This is a genomic window from Candidatus Latescibacter sp. IFSED24 (assembly GCF_058273205.1).
In genome coordinates this window covers 3,342,268-3,364,072 of record NZ_CM177850.1, presented here as the reverse complement: position 1 = coordinate 3,364,072, position 21,805 = coordinate 3,342,268, and the positions used below count along the sequence as shown (strand labels likewise).

Below are 21,805 nucleotides of genomic sequence, written 5' to 3'. Positions count from 1 at the left end.
GAGGCCGGCAATCTACGGGAGATGAGGACGGGCCACAAGTCCGGCCACTCGCGCGGGCTGGTGGCGGACATGTCGTACTGCAGCGCATTTCGCGCACGGGAGATGGCGACGCGGCGGCTCGCTCAGCGGCCCTGGAACGCCACGAGCCGCCAGCATTTCAATCGCCCTTCAAGTACATGTCGAACCAGCGGAGCTGCTCCCAGATCACGTGCTCCACGTTCTCGCGCGCCCGGTAGCCGTGGTCCTCGTGGGGCAGCAGGACCAGCCGGGCGGTGCCGCCCGAGCCGCGCACGGCCTCGAAGAAGACCTCGGACTGGAAGGTGAGCGTGCCGGGGTTGGAGTCGTCGTCGCCGTGGATGATCAGGATCGGCTCGTCGACCTGGTCGGCGAAGAACGTGGGCGACACCTGGATGTAGACGTCCCTGGCCTCGAAGAGCGACCGGCGCTCGGACTGGAAGCCGAACGGCTGGTTGGTCTTGTTGTAGGAGCCGCTGCGGGCGATGCCGGCGCGGAAGAGGTCGGTGTGTGCCAGGAGGTTGGCGACCATGAGCCCGCCATGGCTGTGGCCGATGACGCCGATCCGGTCGGGGTCGGTCACGCCCAGTTCGACCGCCTTGGCGACCGCGGCCTCGGCATCGGCCACCAGCTGGGGCACGAAGGTATCGTAGGTGGTCTCGGGGTCGCCGATCATGGGCATGGCGGTCTGGTCGAGCACCGCGTAGCCCCGCAGCAGGAAGTACAGGTGCGTGGGGCCGTAGAAGCGGCTGAAACGCTGGGTCGAGCCCCGCACCTGGCCGGCGGTGGCGGCGCCGGAATACTCCAGCGGGTAGGCGTAGACCACCGTGGGCAGCGGCGTGCCCTCCTGGTAGCCGGGCGGCAGCATCAGCTCGAAGCTCAGCGGGACGCCGTCGGCGCGTTCGTAGCGCACGAGGCGCTTCTCGATCTCGCGGATCCGGGGAGTGGGATCCTCGAAGCGGGTGATCGGCTCGCGCGTGTAAGCCCGGGTCGCCTCGCCCGCGGCGGCCTCGAACTTTTCGCCCAGAGTGGCCAGGTAGTAGTTGGGCACGTCGGTGGCGGACTCGGAGCGCATCACGAGGCGGTCCTCGTCGCCGGCGAAGGCCGTGATCATCTCGTAGCGGTCGGGCGCGCAGCGGAACAGGCGCTCGGTCTCGCCCGTTTCCAGGTGGCGCAGGTCCAGGAACGGCCGGTCGCCCTGCTCGGTGGCGCCGCTGCCGCGGAAGTAGACCGCCTGGCCGCGCTGGCGCAGCACCCAGCGGCCGTTGTCCAGGGGACGGAACATGGGATAGCCCGGGTCCCCGTAGCGGTCGCCCGTGTCGAGGTCGAACCAGAGGCGCGACGTGCCCGCGTCCACGTCCAGGAGCCAGACGTAGCGCCAGCGGCGCATCCGCTCCCACTGCGTGAGCATGAGCGTCCCGCCCTCGTCGGTCCAGGCGAACCCGGACACGATGCGGTGCTCGGCCCGGAAGACCTCGTCGGGTTCGCCGGTGAAGGGCGCCTCGAGGCGCAGGAGCCGGTCGCGGTGCGGCACCTCGGCCACCGGATCGCCGCCGTCGAGCGCCTCGACCCAGAAGAGCGTGTGGGGCGCGGTGTCGCGCCAGGACACGGTGCGCGGTCCCAGGGGCACGCCGTGGATCGGCACCGCGTCGGCCACCGGCAGCGAGGCGATGCTCGCGATCAGTTCGCCGCGGGCGTCCCAGACCTCGACCTCGCTGGCGAAACGCCAGTAGGCCACCTCGTGAGACCAGGGGCCGACCAGGCGCTCGACGAGGAGATACTCGCCGTCCGGGGAGAACTCGCTCGTGGTGTAGGGCGCAGCCTCGCCGATCATCTCCACCACGCCCCGCGCCGGGTCCACGATCACTAGTTCGGAGGCGGTGTAGTACCCGAAGAGGGCGTCGTCGTGGGCCGTCTCGAGCAGGTTGCGCGCCTCGTAGGTGGACCGCGCCGTGGCGCCCGCCGCCTCGAGGATCGCCGGCCCGGCGGGGATCGCCGGCGGCGCGGGGGCCGAACCGCGCGCCGGGATGCGGCGGACCAGCAGGCGCTCCTGTTCGGGCAGCCATTGCACCGCGTCGCCCAGGAGGGGATTGAGGGCGAGGTCCGCGATCTCGGTGAGGTCGCCCGCCACCGAGCCGACCCACAGACCGAGATGATCGGAGTGCCCGACGGCGAGTGCGAAGCGCTGTCCGTCCACGGTCCATTCCACATCGAAGACCTCGGCGCCGGCGGGCAACGCGAGCGGTGTCTCGGCGCCGCCCTCGACCCGGACCAGCCGCGGCGAGGTGCCCCCGTGCCGGCCGTGGATGCCGTTGAGCACGGGATCGACCCGCAGGCCGGCCAGCTTGTGCATGGGCGCCGCCAGCTCGGCGAGCGGGGGATAGAGCATGGGGTCGGCCAGCAGCAGGTGCTCGCCCGTGGGCGAGGTCCACACCCAGGGGAGCTGGGGCGCGTGCAGGACCTCCAGGATGTCCTCGGGGGGCGATTGCCAGCGGTTCGCCGCCTGGGTCTCGTCATTGGCCGCCGTGGTCACCGTGGCCATGGTCAGGGCCACGAACATCATGATGGTCAGGCATCGCATCATCAGGGTCCTCCCCGCTTCCGGTCGTTCACCATCACGCGCCTGGCGTGCTTCGGCGGGATCCTACCAGACCGGTGGCGCTATTGATACGGGATCATCGTTCATGCTAGTATCGGGGGCAACGACTCGTCGTTGACCTGAACCAGGGGGATTGAACCATGAAGACCATCCTCGCCCTGACGCTCGTCGTCAGCCTGGCGGCCGGCGCGCTCGCCGCGGACCTCGGCACCCGGGCGCCCGCCAAGCCGGCCGGCAACGCCACGCCGCCGCCGCCCGTGCCCGAGATCATCCGCCAGGGCGGCGACACCATCGCCGACGCCGTGCGCATCCCGATCCCGACCGTCGACCTCGCCGGGACCACCGCCGGCTACGCCAACGACTACGACGTTGCCTGTCCTTACGGCGGTTCCACTTCGCCCGACGTGGTCTACTCCATCGTTCCCGAGGTCGACCAGCTGCTGGACATCGACCTGTTCGGCTCGCAGTACGACACCAGGGTCTGGGTGTGGGACGAGACCTTCGAATGGCCCATCGCCTGCAACGACGATTACTACCCGGACTACACCTCCAAGATCGAGAATCTGGCCGTGGTCGCCGGCGTCGAGTACTGGATCGTGGTCGACGGCTACGGCGGTGAATACGGCGAGTACCTCATCGACGTGATCCCGTCCAACGATTGTGAGATCGACTGCCCGGCCGGCGCCCAGCTCGAGGGTGAACCCCCGCTGCAGGCCGGATACGTCGACCTCTACAACGGCGGCTGCTCCACTGACGAAGCTGATCCTCCGCTGCAAGCGCTGGAGAGCCCGATTTTCTGTGGCGTGAGCGGCTTCTTCCAGATCCAGGACGGCTTCCGTTACGACAGGGACTGGTTCACCGCCAGCATCCCCGCCGGCGGCGTGCTCGAGGTCACCATCGCGGCCGAGCTGGATACCAGATTGGCCGAGCTCGGTCCCCAGGACTGCGGCTCGGTGGACATCCTGCAGGAGGTCGTCAGCGACGACTGCAGCGAACCGACCCTGACCGTGGCCGGCGAACCTGGCGCGACGGTGTGGCTCTGGGTCAGTCCGGACGGATACCTGGTCCAGTTGCCGTTCGACGCCTTCGAGTACACGTACGTGCTCGTGTCGAACCTCGACGTGGTCGCCGTCGAGGATCGCAGCTGGAGCGCGGTGAAGGCGTTGTTCGACTGAGGTCGGCACCATCGCCGCGGGCACCGTTCCGCGCGGATGCGCGACAGCACTGATCGACGGTGCGGTCTTGGCGGCTGCTAGTCCTGGTGGACATCCACCGACAGCAACGTCACGTCGTCCTGGGGCTGCCCCCCCGGGCACCAGCCCTCGATCCGGCGGATCGCCTCAGCCAGGCTCGCGTCCGGCGGCATGCCGTGCAGTTCGACCAGTCCGTCGAGCATCTGCTGCTCGCCCATCTCCTGGTCGTTCTCGTCGATGGCCTCGAAGGCGCCGTCGGTGTAGAGCAGCAGGCGGTCGCCCGGCGCCAGCCGCACTGCCTTCTCCTGATACTCGAAATCCGGCAATACTCCGATGGGCAGGCCGCGCGCCAGGGGGCAGGGCCGGGCCTGGGTCGCGGTGATGCGGACCGGCGGCGGATGGCCCGCGGTCACGTAGCGGAACGAACGAGCGCGCCGGTCGAGGATCCCGTAGAGGATGGTGAAGAACTTGCCGGTCTCGGGGCCGGCGCCATAGAGACGGTTGAGGGTCTTGGCCACCGTCGCCGGGGCGGCGGGCTCGTAGCCGATCCCGCTGTCCGGGCTGGCCTCGAACAGCACGGAATCCTCTCGCACCGGCGAAAGCCAGCGGTAGAGCGAGGCGGACAGCAGGGCGGCCGGCACGCCGTGGCCGCAGACGTCCAGGATGTAGAGGCCGACGCGGTTCTCGTCCAGGCGAATGATGTTCAGACCGTCCCCGGCCAGCTCGGCGCAAGGTCGGAAGCGCCAGGCGAACTCGTAGCCCGGCACCTCGGGCGGGGACTCGGGCAACCAGGCCTTCTGGATGATCGCCGCCTCCTCGAGGTCGCGCCGCATCTGGCTGTTGATGGCGCGCAGGCGATCCTCCGCTTCCCGGCGCTGGGTCACGTCGGACTGGATGCCGATGTAGTGGGTCACCTCGCCGCCGTCGTCACGGACCGGCGTGATGGACAGGCGGTTCCAGAAGGGTGAGCCGTCCTTGCGCCGGTTGAGGATCTCGACGCTGCAGTCCCGCCCTTCCCGCATGGCCTGCCGCATGATCTCGACCGTATCCTGATCGACATCATCGCCCTGGAGGAACTTGCAGTTGATCCCGAGCACCTCTTCGGCCGTGTAGCCGGTCAGGCGTTCGAATCCCTCGTTGACGTAGATCAGGGGACGGTCCGGATGGCGTGCGTCGGCGATGGTGATGCCTTCGGCCGCCACCGCGAGTGCCCTGTCCTTCAGGGCCAGCCAGGCCTGGTGGTCGTCGGTCATGTCGTTGGGCTCCAAGAGTCGCTCCCCGGCAGTGGTGACCGGTCCTCGAATTCCCGCACAAGATACTTCAAAACAGAGAACGGCTGCCCTCGGGTGGCGGATCGGTGATTCGGCAGCACCTGCGCTCGGGGGCTCCGCCCGGATCTCCGGACGGGGCCCTTGCCGTGAACTTCCTGTCCCGCATCCACCCTTCTCCGCTATCTTTAACCGACCGCATGATTCGTCTCATTGACCGCGCCTCATCGTTTCTGGGACACTGACCAGGTTCGAGTTCGCCTGGACGTCGGCGTGCCAGCATTCTCCTCGCCCGGGATCGGCCAGACACCAGATTCGCGAAGTCGATGGATCGACTGATCCACACCGTCCCGTCACCAAGACCCCGACACAGGTCCGACTTCTGGCGCCGTGCGCGTGATGTTGCGCGCGTGCCCTTGCTTCTGGGCGGACTCGCGGCTCTCGACTTTGCCAGCACGGCGACGTTGAGCAGGTGATGGACGGCCAGGAGGTATGGCAATGAGGTCAGGGTTTCTATGGACGCTCCTCGCGCTGTTGCTGCCCGCGACTGTTCTGGCGCAGGGCCCGATCATCGGCTGGGGTTCCTACCACTACGTGGAGCAATCGCGGCTGACCGACCTGGTCAAGGTCGAGGCGGGAATGTACCACTGTCTGGCATTGCGCACCGACGGTTCGATCGTGGCCTGGGGAGACAACAGGTGCGGTGCGTGTGAGGTGCCTCTCCCGAACGTGGATTTCATCGACGTTGCTGCCGGTGGAATCATGTACCACGATCTCTGGGCTGGAGCCTGGAAAGCGCATAGTCTGGGCCTGAAATCCGATGGGTCGATCGTGGCCTGGGGAATGGACCATGAGGGTCAGTGCCAGGTACCGGCACCGAATTCGGACTTCGTCGCCGTCACCGCGGGTTACGATCACAGCCTGGGTCTGAAGTCGGACGGCTCGATCGTCGCCTGGGGAGACAATTCATCTGGTCAGTGCGAGGTGCCTGAGCCGAATACGGACTTCGTCGCCATCGCTGCCGGGGAAGGATTCAGCGCCGGGTTACGATCTGACGGCGAGATCGTCACCTGGGGCTGGCTGGGAGACCTGGACCAGAATTTCGGCTTCCAAGCCATCGCGGCGAACGGCGGCAACCTCATCGGGTTGAGGGACGACGGGTCCATCTGCGTCTGGGGCACCGACCATTACGATCAATGCACGCCGCCGGACGCGGCGCTGTTCGACAACGTGGCCATCGCCGCCGGTCAATCACACTATCACGTGATCAAGCAGAACGGTGCGGTCGTGACCTGGGGCCGGTCCGAGGAAGGCCAGTGGGGAGTCCCCGTGCCGAACGACGATTTCACCGCGATTGCGGCCGGCGGGTACGATTCGGGTGCTGCGGTCCACTGGTTCACGCTGGCCCTCGATTCCAGCGGATCGGTGATTGCCTGGGGTGAGCCGGTCAATGTCCCGGCCCCCAACGACGACTTCGTCGCGGTCGCGAGCTGTGAATCGCATGCCCTGGCCCTGAAACCCGACGGTAGGATCATGTCCTGGGGACACGACGATGCGGGTCAGTGCGAGGTCCCGGTCCCTAATTCCGATTTCGTGTCCATTGCTGTGGCCGGTTCTGTTTTTCTTGGGTTTGGTTCTGGCACTAGCCTGGCGCTTCGCGCCGACGGTTCGATCGCCGCGTGGGGGGACAACGGTGACGGACAATGCGATGTCCCGGAACCCAACGCTGGGTTCGTCGCCATCGCGGCCGCCGGAGCGGGCGGTGATCAATGGAGCCTGGGGCTCAGAGCAGATGGTTCCGTGGCTGCGTGGGGGAATAATGTATTCGGCCAGTGCGACGTGCCCCTGCCGAACACGGACTATGTGGCCATCTCTGCAAGCTGCCGTCATGGCCTGGCGCTGAGATCCGATGGTTCCGTCGTGGGCTGGGGGATGAACGGCGATGGCGAGTGCGACGTCCCGGATCCCAACACCGATTTTGTTGCGGTCGCAGCCGGAGCTTACTGCAGCCTGGGCCTGAAGTCCGATGGCTCCGTCGTGTCGTGGGGGTGGGACGGCGGGTACCCGGACGACATCCCGGAGCCGAACAGCGGCTTCGTGGCCATCGCGGCGGGTCCCCCCTTCGTGGGATTGAAGGAGGACGGTTCGGTCGTCACCTGGGGATATGGCGCGGGCGAAGAGCCGACACCTAACGAAGACTTCGTGTCGGTCGCAGCGGGCATCGGATACGCGCTCGGGATCCGCTCCTTAACGCCGGTGGCGGTAGAGGACGACCACCCCTGGCCTGACGATGGAAACGCCTCGGCGCCCCGTTTCACCCGGCTACTCGGCGCCTATCCCAACCCGTTCAATCCCCGGACGACCATGGCGTTCGCGCTCGAGCAGGAGCAGCACGTGACCGTCGATGTCCTGAACCTGCACGGGGCCCGGGTGCGGGTGCTGGTCGCCGGGACCTTGGGTGCGGGCGAGCACACGCTCACTTGGGACGGTCTGAACGCCGCGGGTCAGATGGTGCCGTCAGGCACGTACCTCATCCGCCTGCAGACCCCGAACAGCGTGCAATCAAGAAAGGCGGTGCTCGTGAGATAGACGCCGATCCCGGGTACGCCAGCCTGCTTGCGTCCAGTGACAGATTCAGCTTCTGGCTTTCCTCCTGCCGGACACATCGAGCGATGCCCGAAGTCGCCCACAGACCAAGGCCGAAGGAGAGGAGAATCAACGATGTGTGAACAAAGCGAATCGACCCGCGCGCCTGCCGAGGCCGACCAACGGAGCTCCCATCGCGGGAAGCATTGGGCGTCACTGCCCTTCATCCTCACCGGCGCCGCCGCCCTCCTCTGGTTCCTGATCCGCGTCATTCCCAGACCCTCCCGCGCCACCTACCCTTGCCAGCGCGCCGCCTTCCCCATCGCCTCGACCTTCGTGATCTGGCTCGTCGGCACCCTCGGCGCCGCCTTCACCATCCGCCGCGGCCGCCGCTCCTGGCGCCCATCGCGGATCCTGGGCACCTCGGCCTGCGTGGCGGCCGTGGCGATGATCGGCCTGTCCGCCCTGATCGGCGCCACCGATGGTGTCGACCTGGCGCTCCCCGATCCTCCCAACGAACCCATCGGCGAGGCCAAGGGCCTGAACCCGGGCCGCGTCGTCTGGGTCCACGATCCCGACGCCACCAGCTGGCCGGGCCCCGGCTCCGGGCACTGGTGGGAAGCCGACCAGACCGACCAGGAAGCCGTCCACCAGATGATGACCACCGCGATCCGCAACCTCTCCGGCGAAGCGGACCCCGCCGCTGCCTGGGCCGACCTCATCCGCCACTTCAACCAGACCCACGGCTTCGGCGACGTCGGCTACACGCCTGGCGAGAAGATCCTCATCAAGGTCAACTTCGTGGGGACCCACTGGTACTGGGGCGGCGTGGACACGAACACCTGGGACCTGATCTGGCAGGACTATCCCAACGTCTCGCCGCAGGTGATCGTCGCGCTCCTGCGCCATCTCGTCGGCGAGGTCGGCGTGGCCCAGGCCGACATCTCCGTCGGCGACTTCCAGAGCCTGTTCTGCAACGAGTACTTCGACATCATCAGCGCCGAGTTCCCCGACATCCGCTTCCTCGACTGCTACGGCGGCGACGCCACGCACCCGCGCACCCTCGTTCATGATTCGACGATCCGCCTCCACTGGAGCAACGATCCCGAACTCGTACTACGAGACTACGTACCCCTTTCCATGGCCGAGGCGAAGTACGTCATCAACATCGCCAACCTGAAGAGCCATCTCCTGGCCGGGGTCACCCTCTGCGGCAAGAACCACTACGGTTCGCGCCTGCGCAGTCCCGATGCGGCGGGCTTCTACAACCTGCACGAGGACCTCCCGGCGTACTCGGCTGACGAGGGCTCGTACCGCAACCTCGTCGACATGATCGGCCACGCCCACATGGGCGGGAAGACGCTGCTCTACCTGGTGGACGGACTCTACCCCGGCATCGTCGGTGTGGGTTCGGTGCCCATCCGCTGGTCCGCGCCGCCGTTCTGGGGCGACTGGACCTCGAGCCTGTTCGCCTCGCAGGACCCCATCGCCATCGACTCGGTGTGCTTCGACTTCCTGCAGACCGAGGGGCACCCGGAACAATACCCCCTCATGGCCGGCGCCGACGACTATCTCCACGAGGGTGCACTCGCCCACGACCCGCCGTCGGGCACGTTCTACGATCCCGACCACGAGGACGACGTCGTGCGGCTGGCGAGCCTGGGCGTCCACGAGCACTGGAACAACCCGTCCGACCGGCAGTACTCGCGCAACCTGGGCACGGGGGACGGGATCGAGCTGATCCAGGTGACGGTGGTGACGGGGGTGGAAACGGTGCCGGTCCCGCGGCAGCTTGCCTGCGAGGTCTATCCCAATCCGTTCAATCCTCAGACCACGATCGGCTTCGCGCTCGCGGGCGACGCGCGCGTCGAGGTCGACATCTACGACCTGCGAGGCACGCGGGTCCGCAGCCTGGTCCACGGTCTCCACGGAGCAGGCGAGCACACCGTGACCTGGGACGGTCGAGACGAGTCGGGACGGGGTCTGCCGTCGGGGACCTATTTCGTGAAGCTGCGGTCAGGCGAGACAGCCCTGTCGCACAAGATTTCGATCGTCCGCTGACCGGGGTGTCGACGCGGCATTCCTGCTCGTCGTCATCGTCTCGGACTCTCGATGGAGCTGAAGTCATTGGTGCCGATCGGCCGGCAGGGGTCGATCGATGACGACCGTGTTCGTGCCCACGTTCCAGCGAACCCGGCGGACGCCTTCCCTGGTCAGGGTCAGTTCTTCCGCCTCGACATACGCGACCCTGTCTTCGGGCACTGACCCGGGAAGCAAGTGCAGGAGCCAGATCCGGGGGGTTGCCTTCTCGGTCGCCCGGACCAGGTACGCCCGGATCTTGAGATCATCGAGAGTCCATTCATGGACCTTGAACCATCCCGACAGCTGCAGGTCGTAGTAGATGTGTGCGAGGATGTAGTAATGCATGGAGTCGCGATTCTTGGTTCTCACCGCACGGAGATACTCCCACTGTTGCTCCCGGGTTCGGTATTGCTCCTCCTCGACCACGTCATATCGAGTGCCGAATGCCCGCGTGAGATCCACCTCCGGCTGGCGAACCCTGACGGTTGCCTCGCCGCACTCGATACGCTCCGGCGCGAGAACACCACCCATCAGGGTCTTCTTGTAGTCAACGGGAGTGTCGAACATCGGGAGCTTGGGGATCTCGTGGATGGGAGTCAGCGCAGCTTTGGCCTCCTGGGCCTGGCCTGGCCGTGCAAGTCCCGCGCAGCAAATGACGAGCGTGAATCCGAGCAGGCTCAACTGGCGACCTGGCATCATGATCAACTCCTGCCATGAAGAGGCCATCCGCTGACGTCAGGGGGCACCGTTCCGGTAGACCTCGACCAGGAGATCGCTGTCGAACATCGCCGCCGGCGAGATGACCCGCTCCGCGAGCGGCGGATCGCCACGCCAGCGCTCCTTCAGCTTTTCGCGGACCGCCGGCGAGGACAGATCGAAGTCGCCGAGAGTCTCCAGAGCGCCGATCTCGACGCCGAGACCGCGCTGGTAGATCTTCCAGACCAGCTCGGAACAGTAGATCCGTTCGTCGCTCCATTCGAAGTACAGGTCGTAGTGTTTCCCGGCAAACCCCTCACCGATCCGCTGCATCCGCCCCAGCGCCTCTACAGAAAGAGCAGCCTCGGCATCGGCGAGCCGCTTCACCACGTAGTGCCCACCTTCGCCGCGGGCGATCCATTCGGCCAGCGGTGTGGCCTTGACCGGTTCGACCGCTTCGAACACGACCGGCCGCCCGTCGCGCAGGTAGACGATTCCCAAGTGGCTGTATGCGGAATGCGTCGCCGACTGGATGGCCGCGCTCTGCCGTGACCTGGACGTTTGGAAGATGATGTCCCCGTCGGCGGGTTCATAGGCGGGCTCGGCGGCACAGCCGGATGAGAACGGCATCATCAGAAGAACGACAGCGACGATATCGAGGATCTTTCCCATATCACATCTCCATCCTTGCTGACTGTTGTACGTCTGGGTGTATCCCAAGTCAATCGGCCTGGTTCCGGAATCCCTCGGGAATCTCCTCGGCTATCGCTGGCGCGATTGGCGGCGGTCCCCTTGTGGCCGACGACGAAGGCCCCCGCCAGCGGCGGGGGCCCTGTCGACATCAGCCTGTCATCGCCTATTCCAGCAGCAGGCTGACGTTGCAGAAGGTCTTGCAGATCATCACGCTGGCCGGGTCCAATCCCGTGGCCGACAGCGGCTGGCGATCCTCGTTTATCAGTTCGAGCACGACAGGGAAGCTGGTGTTCAAACCGGCCAGCTGGGCGGCCGAGAAGCTGTAGGCGCCGTTGTTCGGAATGTCGACGTCGACGTGCGGCGCTTCGTCCTGCGACAGGCGCAGCGTGACCGTCCCGTCGCCGGTGCCAGCCCATTGTACCTCGAAGCCGTCGGTCGAGACGGTCTCGTAATGGGTCAGGTTCGTCACGTAAGGTTCTTCGCCGACGAAGACCGGAGCCGCGGTGAACGCCGGCACACCATCACCGGCCGCCACGACGACCTCGTGCGTGGCGCCGAGCGCAAAGAACTCCGGACTGATGAACTCGTAGCGCAGGTCCCCGTCGTCCCATACGCAGACGCTGTCGTCGAAGGAGACCGCGAACGGCTGCAGCGGCGACGCTCCCTCCTCACCGACGAACTCGTCGAAGCGCGCATAGAACTCGTCGCCACGGATCAGGATCTCCGAGAGGAACGTCAGGCTGCGCTCCAGCCTCAGTTCGGCGAAGACTCCCTCCGCTCCGGTGTCCTGGACCATCAGCGCGAAGTCCGAGAAATGCGTGACGTCTGTCGAGGCATCGTTGAGCCCCTGGTCCAGGTCGGTGGTGAGTGCCGCCCAGCCAGTTCCCTCATCGGTGAAGATGGTGACACTGCTCTCGGGGCCACCCATGAGTTCCGCATCGGTGTAATCGAAGAGCAACTCGGCCGCGACGGCGAGGATCGTTCCGGCCGGATCGATCTCGATGGTGAACGCCGGCGTGAGCATGCGCCAGCCATCGGGAACCGGAGCCGGTGCCGGGTTTTCCGTCGCCGTGATGTCGACGAATGCGGAAACAGCTCCGGGCGGGACGGTCAGGTAGCCGACCGAATCGCCGATGATCACCACGCCGCCGCTCGGGCCGATGTTGCCGCCGCCACCGCCGCTACCCAGGTTGACGAGCGTGGTGTTGGTCACCTTGGCCACCACGAAACTCTCGGGATCGTAGCCCGGTGCCGTGATGGGGTTGCGGTTGTAGCGGTTCAGAATCAATGCGTAGTCCCCGGCGGTCAGTTCCGAGAGGTCGGAGGATGTGAACTCGTGGGTGCCGTCGTTCTCGGTCTCGATCGTGATGAGCGATTCCGACATGCCGGCGGGCACGAGGCTCAGGAAGATAGTGGTGCCGGTCTCGTCGCCGGCCCATTCCACCGTGAATCCGTCGAGGGGAAGTCCTTCTTCGTTGTCGATGTTGGTGACGTAGGGTGCTGTGCTGGGGAACGCGATGGTGGTGGACAGGTCCGGAACGTCATCATTGCCGAACACCTCGAACGCGTAGCCCGCTCCGAGGGTGATGAACTCGGACTTGAGGGGAGACCACGGATAGCCGTAGAAGCTCGCGCCGTCTTGCCATTGGAGCCGGTAGTCGTTGCAGAAGACCGAGTCCGGGTGCAGCGGGAAAACCACGTTGCAGGGATCGACGACGGTATCGAACCGGGCGGTGATCATGTCCGTGATGATGACATCACCCAGGTCCATGATTCCACGCATGACGGACAAAACGGCATACACGCCTTCGGCCGGCGTGCCGCAGACCATGCAGGCGAAGTCGGAGAGATGAGTGATCTGCGCCGACGCCTCGTTGGTGGCGGCGTTGATGGTCGTCGTCAGCGGCACCCAACCGGTGCCGCTGTCGGTGTAGATCACGATGGCGCTCTCGCTGGCTCCGGCCAGGTCGCCCTCGTCGTAGTCGAGGACGATGGTGGCGGGCGCGGCGAACGTCGTCCCCGAGGGGCCGATGGTGAGCGCGTCGCCGATCATGGTCTGGCCACCTGGCGCGGCGGTGGGCGAATCGTCCACGGCCATGGTGAAATCGACGTCATCGGCCAGCGCGCCGGCGGGAATCGTCAAGGCCGCAGCACCGGCCATCTCGATGGTGCCGCCGGCAGCGCCGATGGTCTCCTCGACGGTACCGCCACCGGGCGGCGGGTTCGTGACGCCGTCATCGTCGTCGCTGCAGCCGACGAAGAGCACCAGGATCAGGAAGACGGGAAGGGCGAGAGAGCGGGCGAGCAGTGGTCGATACATGGCTTGATCTCCCTTGGGCTACCGGCCGTAAGGCCGAGGGATAGCAGTGGTGATAGATCCGAGATTTGCAGTCGATAACAACCGTCCCGCGAGCGAACAACCACGCCTGGATTCAGATCGTGACCGCCCTTGACGGAGAGCCCGCGACGATGATTCATGGCTCTATTATAGCCATGTTTGCAGAACGGGTTTCAATAGCTGTATCGAGATAAAGCCTTCTGTTTTAATAGTATATCGACCATCCTGCGCAGGCCCGCGCGCTTCTCGAGCTGGTTGGAAGCGATGGTATTGCCTGAGGAGGCACGCCCTTGTGCCCAGGTACTGCCAGGTGGAGAGGTCGAGTAGCACACCCGCGGTGCCGGCATGGTGCCACGGTATCCAGCCCGGTGGAAATCGTCGCGGGCCACCGTCCGTCAGCGACCACCACGACGAGCAGCCTTCCGGGGCGGCGGGACTGTGACGGATCGGCCCGGACGACGTCCAATCTGACAGGCCATTGTCAGCCTTTGTCGCCCACCTCGCCCCGGAGGTCGCCCCGTGTATTCATCACGCCGCCTGCTCGTCGCCGCCTGCCTGCTGTCCGCCTGCCTGCTCACCACCGCCATCGCCCAGCAATGGTCCGAATCCTTCGGCGTCATGGGCCTGTCCGGCCCGCCGCTCTACGACGGAGAGGGCTACTGCCTCGGCAAGTACGCGGGCGATCTCGTGGTGGGTGGCTGGTTCGAGGAGGCCGGCGGCGTGCCCGCTTCCTACATCGCCAGATGGAACGGCGAGACATGGCAAGCTTTCGCCGGCGGCGTCAACCAGATCCCCGCCTTCGTGGTGGGAACACCGTACTCGCTCTACGTGGGCGGCCCCTTCTGGCAGGTGGATGGCAACGACTGGGCCCGCTGTGCCCGCTGGGGGGAAGGTTCCTGGCACGAGATGCCGGGCCTCACCCAGGCGCCGACCTGCGGCACCATGGTGAACGGCTTTCTCTGGGTCGGCGGCTCGTTCCCCACCGAGGATCCGCCCTACTATCCCGTGGGGATGAAGCAGTGGAACGGGTCGCACTGGGTGGCGCCCGATGATTTCGGCAACTGGGACCTGTGGAGCGACGAGGCGCATGCCATCGCCGACGGTTATGAACGGATCCATGTTGGCGGGGACATCATGCGCATCTCGGCTGGAAACGACACCACCTGGAGCCACGTGGCATGGAGCAGCGAAGAGGGCCACGTGGAGTACGGCCGCGGACTGACCGGCGGCGACGTGGAGTGCTTCCAGACCGAGGAATCCTTTCTCTGGATCGGCGGCAGCTTCACCCACGCCGACGGCGTGCACAGCGAGGGGCTCGTGGAGCAGGGCAGCGGCGGCACCTACTTCGCGGTGAACAGCGCGGTGACGCCGCGAGAGGTCCGGGACATGACCATCCACAACGGTGGCCTCTACCTCATCGCCGACGAGGGCACGCCCACCGACCACGTCTGGCGCGTCCGCCACTACGGCGGCGGCCAGTGGGGCGCACCGCTGGGCGGCGACTTCACCGACGGCCTCAACGCCATCTTCAGCCACAGCGACGGCGACCTCTACGTGGCCGGTTTCTTCAAGCGCGGCGTGGTGCGCTGGGACGACGGCGAATGGGTGCACCTGGGCGGCGGCATCGGCACCATCCACCACGACCGGCACTGGTTCAAGGCCATCGTCTCGTTCGAGGGCGACGTCATCGCCGCTGGCGACAACGTCCGGCTGCCGGCGGTCCTCGACGGCCAGAACGACTGCCAGAACGTGGTGCGCTGGGACGGAGACGCCTGGCACCGCATGGCCGACGGCATCGGCAATCAGGTCATCGGTCTCGCCGTCTACGACGATCAGCTCTATGCCGGGGTGCGGTCCTCCTACTTCAGCCTCGAGAATGTCGAGCGCTGGGACGGCGAGGCGTGGCAGCCCAGCGGGCTGGCCACCGGACAGCTGCTCTGCCTCGCGGTCCACGGCGACGACCTCGTGGCCGGGGGCCACTTCACCGCCATGGACGAGGTGCCCGTCGGCCGGATCGCCGCCTTCGACGGCGCCGTCTGGCGCGCCCTGGGCGCGGGCATGGATTCCGGCGTGTGGGTCCTCTTCGTGGACGACGGCGTGCTCTACGCCGGCGGCGAATTCACCACCGCCGACGGCAATCCCGCAAGCCGGGTGGCCCGCTGGAACGGCGCCGGCTGGGAGGCCATGGGCGCGGGCTTCGACGACGGCACGGTCTACGCGCTGTCGTCCTACAATGGGGAGATCTATGCCGGCGGCTCGTTCACCGCGTCGGACGGCGTACCCTGCAGCCACATCGCCCGCTGGGACGGTGCGCAGTGGCAGCCGCTGGCCGGCGGCGTGAGCGGCGACGTCAGCTTCGGCGTGGCGGCCCTGCGCGGCACGACCACCGGCCTCTATGTTGGCGGCGACTTCACCGCCGCCGGCGGCATCCCCAGCGGCGGTCTGGCGCTATGGGACGGCGCCTGGTCCGATTTCTCGGGGGGCGGCGTCTCCGAGGCCTACTACGCGCGGGCCACCGTGTCCGCGCTGCATGTCCACGAGGGCGACCTCTGGGTGGGTGGCACGTTCACGCGGGCCGGGGGCGTGCCGTCCTACTGCATCGGCATCTGGGAGGACGGCTCGCTGGTGCCCAACCTGCTCATGGCGTACACGGCGGCGGCTCGGGACGACGGCTCGGTCGCCATCACCTGGCAGGTGGCACCGGAACTGGCGGGGGCCGAATTCCGGCTCGCGGCGGTCGCGGCCGGCGCGCGCTGGGAGGTTCCGTTCATCGCGCTGGGTGACGCGCACTTCGCGGCTCTCGACACCGCGGATGAACTGGCCGGCGCCGAGGAGGTGCGTTACGCCCTGTCCTACCGGCAGGGCGATCGCTGGCGCGAGCTCGACGCGACCCGGGTGCTGCTCACGCCGCCGACCGCGGCGCGCCTGACCGGCGCCGTGCCCAACCCGTTCAATCCCGCGACGCGGATCGGCTTCGTGCTGGACCGCGAGCAGGACGTCCGCCTCGACGTCCACGATCTGGCCGGACGGCGCCTGGCGACCCTCGCCAGGGGACCGCGGGCCGCCGGCCGCCACGAGGTGACCTGGCGCGGCTGCGACGACGACGGGCGGTCGCTGCCGTCGGGCACGTATTTGGTGCGGTTGGTAGCCGGGGAGGCCGTGCGGTCGCAGAAGGTCGTGCTGGCCCGCTAGAGCGCCCGCGGTTCGCTGGCGCTGTCTCGATGAGAATGGCCGAGCCCGCTCGAGCCATGGCCCGCGCGGGCATCGGTCACGGTGGTGACGGCGTCCACTCTGTCCTGAAGTCCGATCCGTCAGCGCGATCGGCCAGGTCGCGAGCCTACCCGAAGCGATTGTCGGACCGCCTGGTCCGCACCTTTCCGCCGACATCCTCAAGCCAGCCGGTCCGACACTCCGCCGGTGCGTCGAAGGCCGGCACATATGGCTTGATGTCCAGCAACGGTGTGCCGTCGAGCACGTCCACGCCATCGATCTGCAAGACGCGACCGTGGATGCCATCGAGCCCGACGACCGATAGCCCGATGGGATTCGGTCGTTTCGGTGCCCGCGTGGAGAACAGGCCCCGCGGTTCTCCGTCCAGGAACGGAGCGACCTTCAACTCATAGCCGGCGCTACGGTCGAAGAGATAGAGGAGAATGATGTGGGAGAAGCCTTCCAGATCCTGGAGGCCGTCGGCATATTCGGGCAGCAATTCCACCGATCCCTTGATGCCGGCTGCACCGGAGGGCTGGATCGGCATGCCCGCAACATCCGTGAACGGGCTCCGAATGATGCCGATTGGATTCATCTCCACATCAAGCCCTCTAGAACCGGCTCCAGAGCATCTGGTTCGTGACCTCGTGATGGAACATGATCTCGGCCCGCTTGATGCGATCGCCGAGTTCGCGGGGACAGCGGTGGGCGCACATCTCCTTGAGCTCCAGGTACTTGGCCTGGCCGTCCGCACCCATGAGTTCGCGGATCCAGCCGCTGCGCCGGTGGCTGGTCATGGCGTCGTAGATGTTGCTGGGCAGCAACCGCTTGCGCACCCGCTTGGGCTTGGGGGCATTGGGGTCGGGCTCGGGGCCCTCGAGGCCCGTGCGCAGCAGCGAGTAGATCAGCAGGTACGGATTGACGTCCGGCCCCACCGACCGCACCTCGACTCGTTGGCCGGAGCGCCCGGCGAACGGGATGCGGATCATGGAGCTGCGGTCCACGCTGCTGGCGGTGATCTCGTTGGGAGCTTCGTAGTTGGGGTCGAGGCGCCGGTAGGCGTTGACGCTGGCGTTGAGCGTCAGGCAGAGGTCCTCGGCGCTGTGGAGGATGCGCGCGATGAACTGCTGACCGAACGGGGACATGTTGTGCTCCCCGTCCGCGCTGAAGAACTGGTTCTCGCCGTTCCTGGAGATGCTCATGTTGGTGTGCATGCCGCTGCCGTTGATGCCGGTGACGGGCTTGGGCAGGAAGCTGGCCGTCATGTCCATGCTGTGGGCCACCTGGCGGCAGAGCAGCTTGTAGAGCTGGATGCGGTCGGCGGCGATGATCGCCGGCGCGTACTTGAAGTTCATCTCGAACTGGCTGGGGCCCACCTCGGGGTGATCCTTCTCGTTCTCGAAGGCCATGGCGCGCTGCACCTCGGCCGCGGCGTCGATGAAGCGACGCAGGGGGTCCTGGGGCAGGCTGTTGTAGTAGCCGCCGGTGGAGATGAGCTCGAACTCGCCGGTCCGGTAGTACTTGCGCTCGGCGTCGCGGCCGTTGAACAGGAACCCCTCGATCTCGGGGGCCACGTTGGCCACGATGCCATCGTCGCGATACAGGCGCTCGGTATAGGCGAGCAGTCGTCCCCGGAAGTCGGCCGCGTAGGGATTGCCGTCGCGGTCGTAGACGTGGCCGAAGACCAGCACCTTGCCGGGGCCGAAGATGTCGGCGGGCATCCAGTAGAAGGCGCGCCAGTCGATCCTGAGGATGAGGTCGCTCTCGGCGATGCGGGTGAAGCCGCGGATGGACGAGCCGTCGAAGGTCAGGACGTCACTGCTCAGCAGGAACTTCTTGTCGTAGTCCAGCATGTGGAAGCGGCCCTCGAGGTCGGTGAAGACGACGGTGATGGCCTTGATCCGCTTCTCCGACTCGAGGTAGCTGCGTCGCTCGGCCTCCACCTCGTCCATGGGCTTCCATTGCTCCTGGCAGGCCTTGGACTGCAGATTGAACTCCTCGAGCTGCTCGTAGGGGATTTCCAGGAATTCGCGCAGGGGGGCGTTGGAGGGGCTCATGGACGGGGCCTTTCTGGCTTGGGGATCGTCGGCAGCGGTTGTTTGGATCTCTATTATAACACTAAATTGGATGACGCTAGACTTAAAATTGGATTTATTAGTGTTGTGATTTGAAATTATCATGCATTAACGCTAAAGGTAGAAATTTTTAGATAAGTTAGACATTGGTTGTGCCCACGAGAATGTGTCCCGGGCCCACGCCACCGTCCAGGCCCTCTCTTTCAAGCCACTCGCTTCAATTCATGCCGCCGATTCACTCCCAAGGCCGGGCAATGAGCAGGCAGGTCATCCTGATGTATAGATATGGTGAGCATCCATGAGGCTGATATTGCAAATCAGGGGCCGGACACAGTCTCGATTGTACAAGCCTCGGCTTCCGGTATAATGAGGTCGATGGATCATCCGATCCGAGCCTTTCCCTTCGCCCGGGAAGCTCTCGCTCTGCCTCGAGTCCGCACCCACCGACGAGTCCGGGCCAGCCAGGGAGGAATCCCGTGAACCGGAAACTCTCGGCTCCCGTCCTTCTCTCCAGCCTCCTGCTCCTCGCGGCTTCGTCCGGCGCCCGCACCTGGATCGTCGATCCTGACGGCACCGGCGAGGCGCCCACCATCGCCGCCGCTGTCGATTCCGCCGCCTACCAGGGCGACGTCGTGGAGCTGATGGACGGCGTCTACACCGGCGACGGTAACCGCGACGTCGAGGTCTGGGGCAAGCTGGTGATCATCCGTTCCCAGAGCGACGACCCCACGGCCTGCATCATCGACTGCCAGGCCACGCCGGACGATATGCACTTCGGTTTCCAGCTCTACGGCGACGGCTGAAAGGATGAATGTCCCCTGGGTCTTCAGGGGCTCACGATCCGAGGCGCCCACTTCTTCTCGGGCTCTGCCGTCGAAGTGGTACAGACGATGGCCTTCCTGACGAACTGCATCTTCGAGGGCAACCAGGCCGTGAACCACGGCGGCGCGGTGCTCTGTGCGGAGGCCGGACTCGACATCCACCATTGCCTATTCCTCGACAACACCGCCGACACCGCCGGCGCCCTCTTCGCGGGCGAGTCCGAGCTCTCCCTCGAGTTCTGCACCTTCGCGGGCAACAGCAGCACCGACGGCGGCGCCGTTCTCTTCCTTCGTCTCTGGGACAGCCACGTCGCCAACTGCACGTTCTGGGGCAACGGGGCCGATCGCGGTGCGGCGATCTCCCTGCTGAACTTCGAACTTTTCGACCTCTCCATCGGGACGTGCATCGTGGCCGGCAACAACGAGGGGGAAGGCCTCTACTGGGATGGCATCGGCACGGTCGCGCTGAGCAACATGGACATCTGGGACAACGCCGGCGGCGACTGGGTGGGCGCTATCGCCGACCAGGCCGGCGCCATGAACAACATCAGCCAGGATCCCCTGTTCTGCGGCATCCAGGAGGATCCCCTCGACTTCACGCTCCGGGAAGACTCGCCCTGCCTGCCGGAGAACAACCCGGACGGCGTGCTGATCGGCGCGCACGGACTGGGGTGCGCCGTCACGGTGGGCGTGGATGACGGTCCGGCGAGTGCGCGTCTCCTGTGGCTGGCGAACCACCCCAACCCGTTCAACCCCGTGACGACGTTCTCGTTCAGCCTGGATGCCCCCGGCCCGGTGAAGCTGGCAGTCTACGACCTGGCCGGCCGGCAGATCGCCTGCCTGGCCGACCGCCGGTACGGGGCGGGACGGCACCGGATCACCTGGCACGGGACGGACAGCCTGGGGCGGGCGCTGCCCTCCGGGGTCTTTCTGGCGATCCTCGAGGCCGACGGCGAAGCGGTCGGCCGGAAGGTGTCGCTGGTGCGGTAGCGCCGCCGGGTCGCCGGCCCGCCGGCCCCTGAGCCAGGCACTTACAGGATCTCGTAGCAGATGACCTCGAGCGGCTCGGCGTCGACCTCGCCCTCCTGCTCCCGGGGGTTGAACGAGGTCCCGGCGCCCCGGACCACCACCAGCCGGCCCTGTCCCACCAGGTAGCCCGTGCCCTCGTGCATCTCGTGGCCCAGGGGGATCGGCACCCGCCGGAGGTATTCGCCGTCGGGCGCGAAGACATCCCAGGTCTCCAGGATACCGTCGGGCTGATCCTCGTGGCCGTGGGGCGTCAGGACCCAGATCGCACCGTCGTCCGGATCGATCATGATCCGCGAGACGCACGGGTCGCGATCCGCGATGGTCCAGTCCGTGACCGCGGGCGTGCCCGGATTGATGAGGGGCGAGACCCGGGCCTTGTCGGCATCGGTCCGCCGGCGCGGCTCGTAGCGCCGCCCGAACACGCGCACCAGCCGGCCCTCGGTGTCGAACTCCGAGATCTCGTAAATATCCCGCCGCATGGGCGCGTAGATGCGGCCTTCCGGTCCGAGCGCCCAGCTCTGGTCGATGTAGTAGTTGTCCGTCTCGACGAAGAGGCGGCCGCTGGGATCGAACGGGGTCGTGGCCTCGAGGATGCGGTGGAAATCGTCCAGCGAGGATACGCCGACCGAGAGGAAGCGATCGGTGTGGGCGGTCCCGTCGGGTGCGATCACGATGCTGCCGCCGCTGGCCGCGAGCACGCCGTCCCGATAGCGGAGGGTGATCATGACCGCGAGATTCCCATCGGCGGGCGTCCCGACCGGATGGTGGGTGCCCATGGGCGTCCCGTCGATCCCCATGGCGACGATCCTGCCCGGGAAGCCCATCCCCACGCCCAGGACGTCGTCGGCCAGGAAGACCAGCGCCGTGGGCTGGCGCAGCTCGCCGGGACCATCGCCCTCGCGGCTCAGGTCCCGTAGATATTCACCGTCGGCGGAGACGACCACCACGTGACACAGCTGATTGTCGAGCAGGAAGAGGGTGCCGTCGGGGTGCATCGCGAGGTCGGTGATGCGGCCGAAGATCACGTCATCGGTCTCGCCGCCGATGCGCCAGAGTTCGCGGACGGCCAGCGGCCGGTCGCCCTCGGCGGGGCCGTCCTGGTCGATGGTGCGAGGAACCTCGGCGTCGTCGGCCAGGACGATGGCGGAAAGGCACAGCAGGGCCAGGGTCAGGACAGTATGACGGTTCATGGCGGGTACT

The 21,805-nt window shown here is 66.6% G+C and carries 14 protein-coding genes; 6 read left to right on the top strand and 8 right to left on the bottom strand.

From position 1 onward, the window contains the following. Positions 1 to 157: 157 nt before the first annotated feature. Positions 158 to 2,599 carry an alpha/beta hydrolase family protein gene (locus IFSED24_RS13680; RefSeq protein ID WP_491332029.1) on the bottom strand — a complete coding sequence of 814 codons (2,442 nt, stop codon included), beginning with the start codon at positions 2,597 to 2,599 and terminating at the stop codon, positions 158 to 160. A gap of 155 nt (positions 2,600 to 2,754) precedes the next feature. Here IFSED24_RS13680 and IFSED24_RS13675 point away from each other — a divergent pair, with 155 nt between their 5' ends. After that, positions 2,755 to 3,789 carry a hypothetical protein gene (locus tag IFSED24_RS13675; protein WP_491332028.1) on the top strand — a complete coding sequence of 345 codons (1,035 nt, stop codon included), beginning with the start codon at positions 2,755 to 2,757 and terminating at the stop codon, positions 3,787 to 3,789. 77 nt (positions 3,790 to 3,866) lie between these two features. On the opposite strand, the gene IFSED24_RS13670 is transcribed toward IFSED24_RS13675, so the two are convergent. After that, entirely contained in the window at positions 3,867 to 5,060 is a 1,194-nt protein-coding gene (locus IFSED24_RS13670) for a PP2C family protein-serine/threonine phosphatase (protein ID WP_491332027.1), read from the bottom strand. A 513-nt stretch (positions 5,061 to 5,573) separates the two neighbouring features. Between IFSED24_RS13670 and IFSED24_RS13665 the strand changes: the two genes are divergently transcribed. Together IFSED24_RS13665 and IFSED24_RS13660 are read left to right on the top strand one after the other, a co-directional pair. Next, positions 5,574 to 7,664, top strand: a complete 2,091-nt coding sequence (locus tag IFSED24_RS13665; protein WP_491332026.1) for a FlgD immunoglobulin-like domain containing protein — start codon at positions 5,574 to 5,576, stop codon at positions 7,662 to 7,664. Positions 7,665 to 7,796: 132 nt separating this feature from the next. Next, positions 7,797 to 9,722, top strand: a complete 1,926-nt coding sequence (locus IFSED24_RS13660) for a FlgD immunoglobulin-like domain containing protein (RefSeq protein WP_491332025.1) — start codon at positions 7,797 to 7,799, stop codon at positions 9,720 to 9,722. Between the two features lie 63 nt (positions 9,723 to 9,785). Here IFSED24_RS13660 and IFSED24_RS13655 read toward each other — a convergent pair whose 3' ends face one another. From IFSED24_RS13655 to IFSED24_RS13645, 3 genes are all read right to left on the bottom strand, one after another. Beyond that, positions 9,786 to 10,442, bottom strand: coding sequence for a hypothetical protein (locus IFSED24_RS13655; protein WP_491332024.1), 657 nt, complete (start codon positions 10,440 to 10,442; stop codon positions 9,786 to 9,788). 36 nt (positions 10,443 to 10,478) lie between these two features. Next, positions 10,479 to 11,111, bottom strand: a complete 633-nt coding sequence (locus tag IFSED24_RS13650) for a YiiX family permuted papain-like enzyme (protein WP_491332023.1) — start codon at positions 11,109 to 11,111, stop codon at positions 10,479 to 10,481. A 184-nt stretch (positions 11,112 to 11,295) separates the two neighbouring features. Beyond that, on the bottom strand, positions 11,296 to 13,452 hold the full coding sequence (locus IFSED24_RS13645) for a hypothetical protein (protein WP_491332022.1): 2,157 nt from the start codon (positions 13,450 to 13,452) through the stop codon (positions 11,296 to 11,298). Positions 13,453 to 13,989: 537 nt separating this feature from the next. Between IFSED24_RS13645 and IFSED24_RS13640 the strand changes: the two genes are divergently transcribed. Beyond that, complete coding sequence (locus IFSED24_RS13640; protein ID WP_491332021.1) at positions 13,990 to 16,662, top strand: FlgD immunoglobulin-like domain containing protein; 2,673 nt, start codon at positions 13,990 to 13,992, stop codon at positions 16,660 to 16,662. Between the two features lie 145 nt (positions 16,663 to 16,807). Here the strand turns inward: IFSED24_RS13640 and tsaA are convergent, their stop codons facing one another. Both tsaA and IFSED24_RS13630 read right to left on the bottom strand, forming a co-directional pair. Then, entirely contained in the window at positions 16,808 to 17,275 is a 468-nt protein-coding gene (tsaA, locus tag IFSED24_RS13635; RefSeq protein WP_491332020.1) for a tRNA (N6-threonylcarbamoyladenosine(37)-N6)-methyltransferase TrmO, read from the bottom strand. A 16-nt stretch (positions 17,276 to 17,291) separates the two neighbouring features. Beyond that, the gene (locus IFSED24_RS13630) at positions 17,292 to 18,737 is read right to left on the bottom strand and encodes a glutamine synthetase family protein (protein ID WP_491332019.1); all 1,446 of its coding nucleotides are present in this window, start codon (positions 18,735 to 18,737) and stop codon (positions 17,292 to 17,294) included. Between the two features lie 494 nt (positions 18,738 to 19,231). On the opposite strand from IFSED24_RS13630, the gene IFSED24_RS13625 reads away from it, so the two are divergent. Together IFSED24_RS13625 and IFSED24_RS13620 are read left to right on the top strand one after the other, a co-directional pair. Next, on the top strand, positions 19,232 to 19,558 hold the full coding sequence (locus IFSED24_RS13625) for a hypothetical protein (protein ID WP_491332018.1): 327 nt from the start codon (positions 19,232 to 19,234) through the stop codon (positions 19,556 to 19,558). An 87-nt stretch (positions 19,559 to 19,645) separates the two neighbouring features. Further along, a complete protein-coding gene (locus tag IFSED24_RS13620; protein WP_491332017.1) occupies positions 19,646 to 20,566 on the top strand; it encodes a hypothetical protein in 921 nt (306 codons plus the stop codon). 41 nt (positions 20,567 to 20,607) lie between these two features. On the opposite strand, the gene IFSED24_RS13615 is transcribed toward IFSED24_RS13620, so the two are convergent. Then, positions 20,608 to 21,795, bottom strand: coding sequence for an NHL repeat-containing protein (locus IFSED24_RS13615; protein ID WP_491332016.1), 1,188 nt, complete (start codon positions 21,793 to 21,795; stop codon positions 20,608 to 20,610). Positions 21,796 to 21,805 lie beyond the last annotated feature (10 nt).

Coding starts and splice junctions, on each gene's coding strand:
- IFSED24_RS13670 (WP_491332027.1), bottom strand. CDS start 5,060: ATGACCGACGACCACCAGGCCTGGCTGGCCCTGAAGGACAGGGCACTC.
- IFSED24_RS13620 (WP_491332017.1), top strand. CDS start 19,646: ATGGCCTTCCTGACGAACTGCATCTTCGAGGGCAACCAGGCCGTGAAC.
- tsaA (WP_491332020.1), bottom strand. CDS start 17,275: ATGAATCCAATCGGCATCATTCGGAGCCCGTTCACGGATGTTGCGGGC.
- IFSED24_RS13655 (WP_491332024.1), bottom strand. CDS start 10,442: ATGATGCCAGGTCGCCAGTTGAGCCTGCTCGGATTCACGCTCGTCATT.
- IFSED24_RS13660 (WP_491332025.1), top strand. CDS start 7,797: ATGTGTGAACAAAGCGAATCGACCCGCGCGCCTGCCGAGGCCGACCAA.
- IFSED24_RS13675 (WP_491332028.1), top strand. CDS start 2,755: ATGAAGACCATCCTCGCCCTGACGCTCGTCGTCAGCCTGGCGGCCGGC.
- IFSED24_RS13630 (WP_491332019.1), bottom strand. CDS start 18,737: ATGAGCCCCTCCAACGCCCCCCTGCGCGAATTCCTGGAAATCCCCTAC.
- IFSED24_RS13650 (WP_491332023.1), bottom strand. CDS start 11,111: ATGGGAAAGATCCTCGATATCGTCGCTGTCGTTCTTCTGATGATGCCG.
- IFSED24_RS13615 (WP_491332016.1), bottom strand. CDS start 21,795: ATGAACCGTCATACTGTCCTGACCCTGGCCCTGCTGTGCCTTTCCGCC.
- IFSED24_RS13680 (WP_491332029.1), bottom strand. CDS start 2,599: ATGATGCGATGCCTGACCATCATGATGTTCGTGGCCCTGACCATGGCC.
- IFSED24_RS13665 (WP_491332026.1), top strand. CDS start 5,574: ATGAGGTCAGGGTTTCTATGGACGCTCCTCGCGCTGTTGCTGCCCGCG.
- IFSED24_RS13645 (WP_491332022.1), bottom strand. CDS start 13,452: ATGTATCGACCACTGCTCGCCCGCTCTCTCGCCCTTCCCGTCTTCCTG.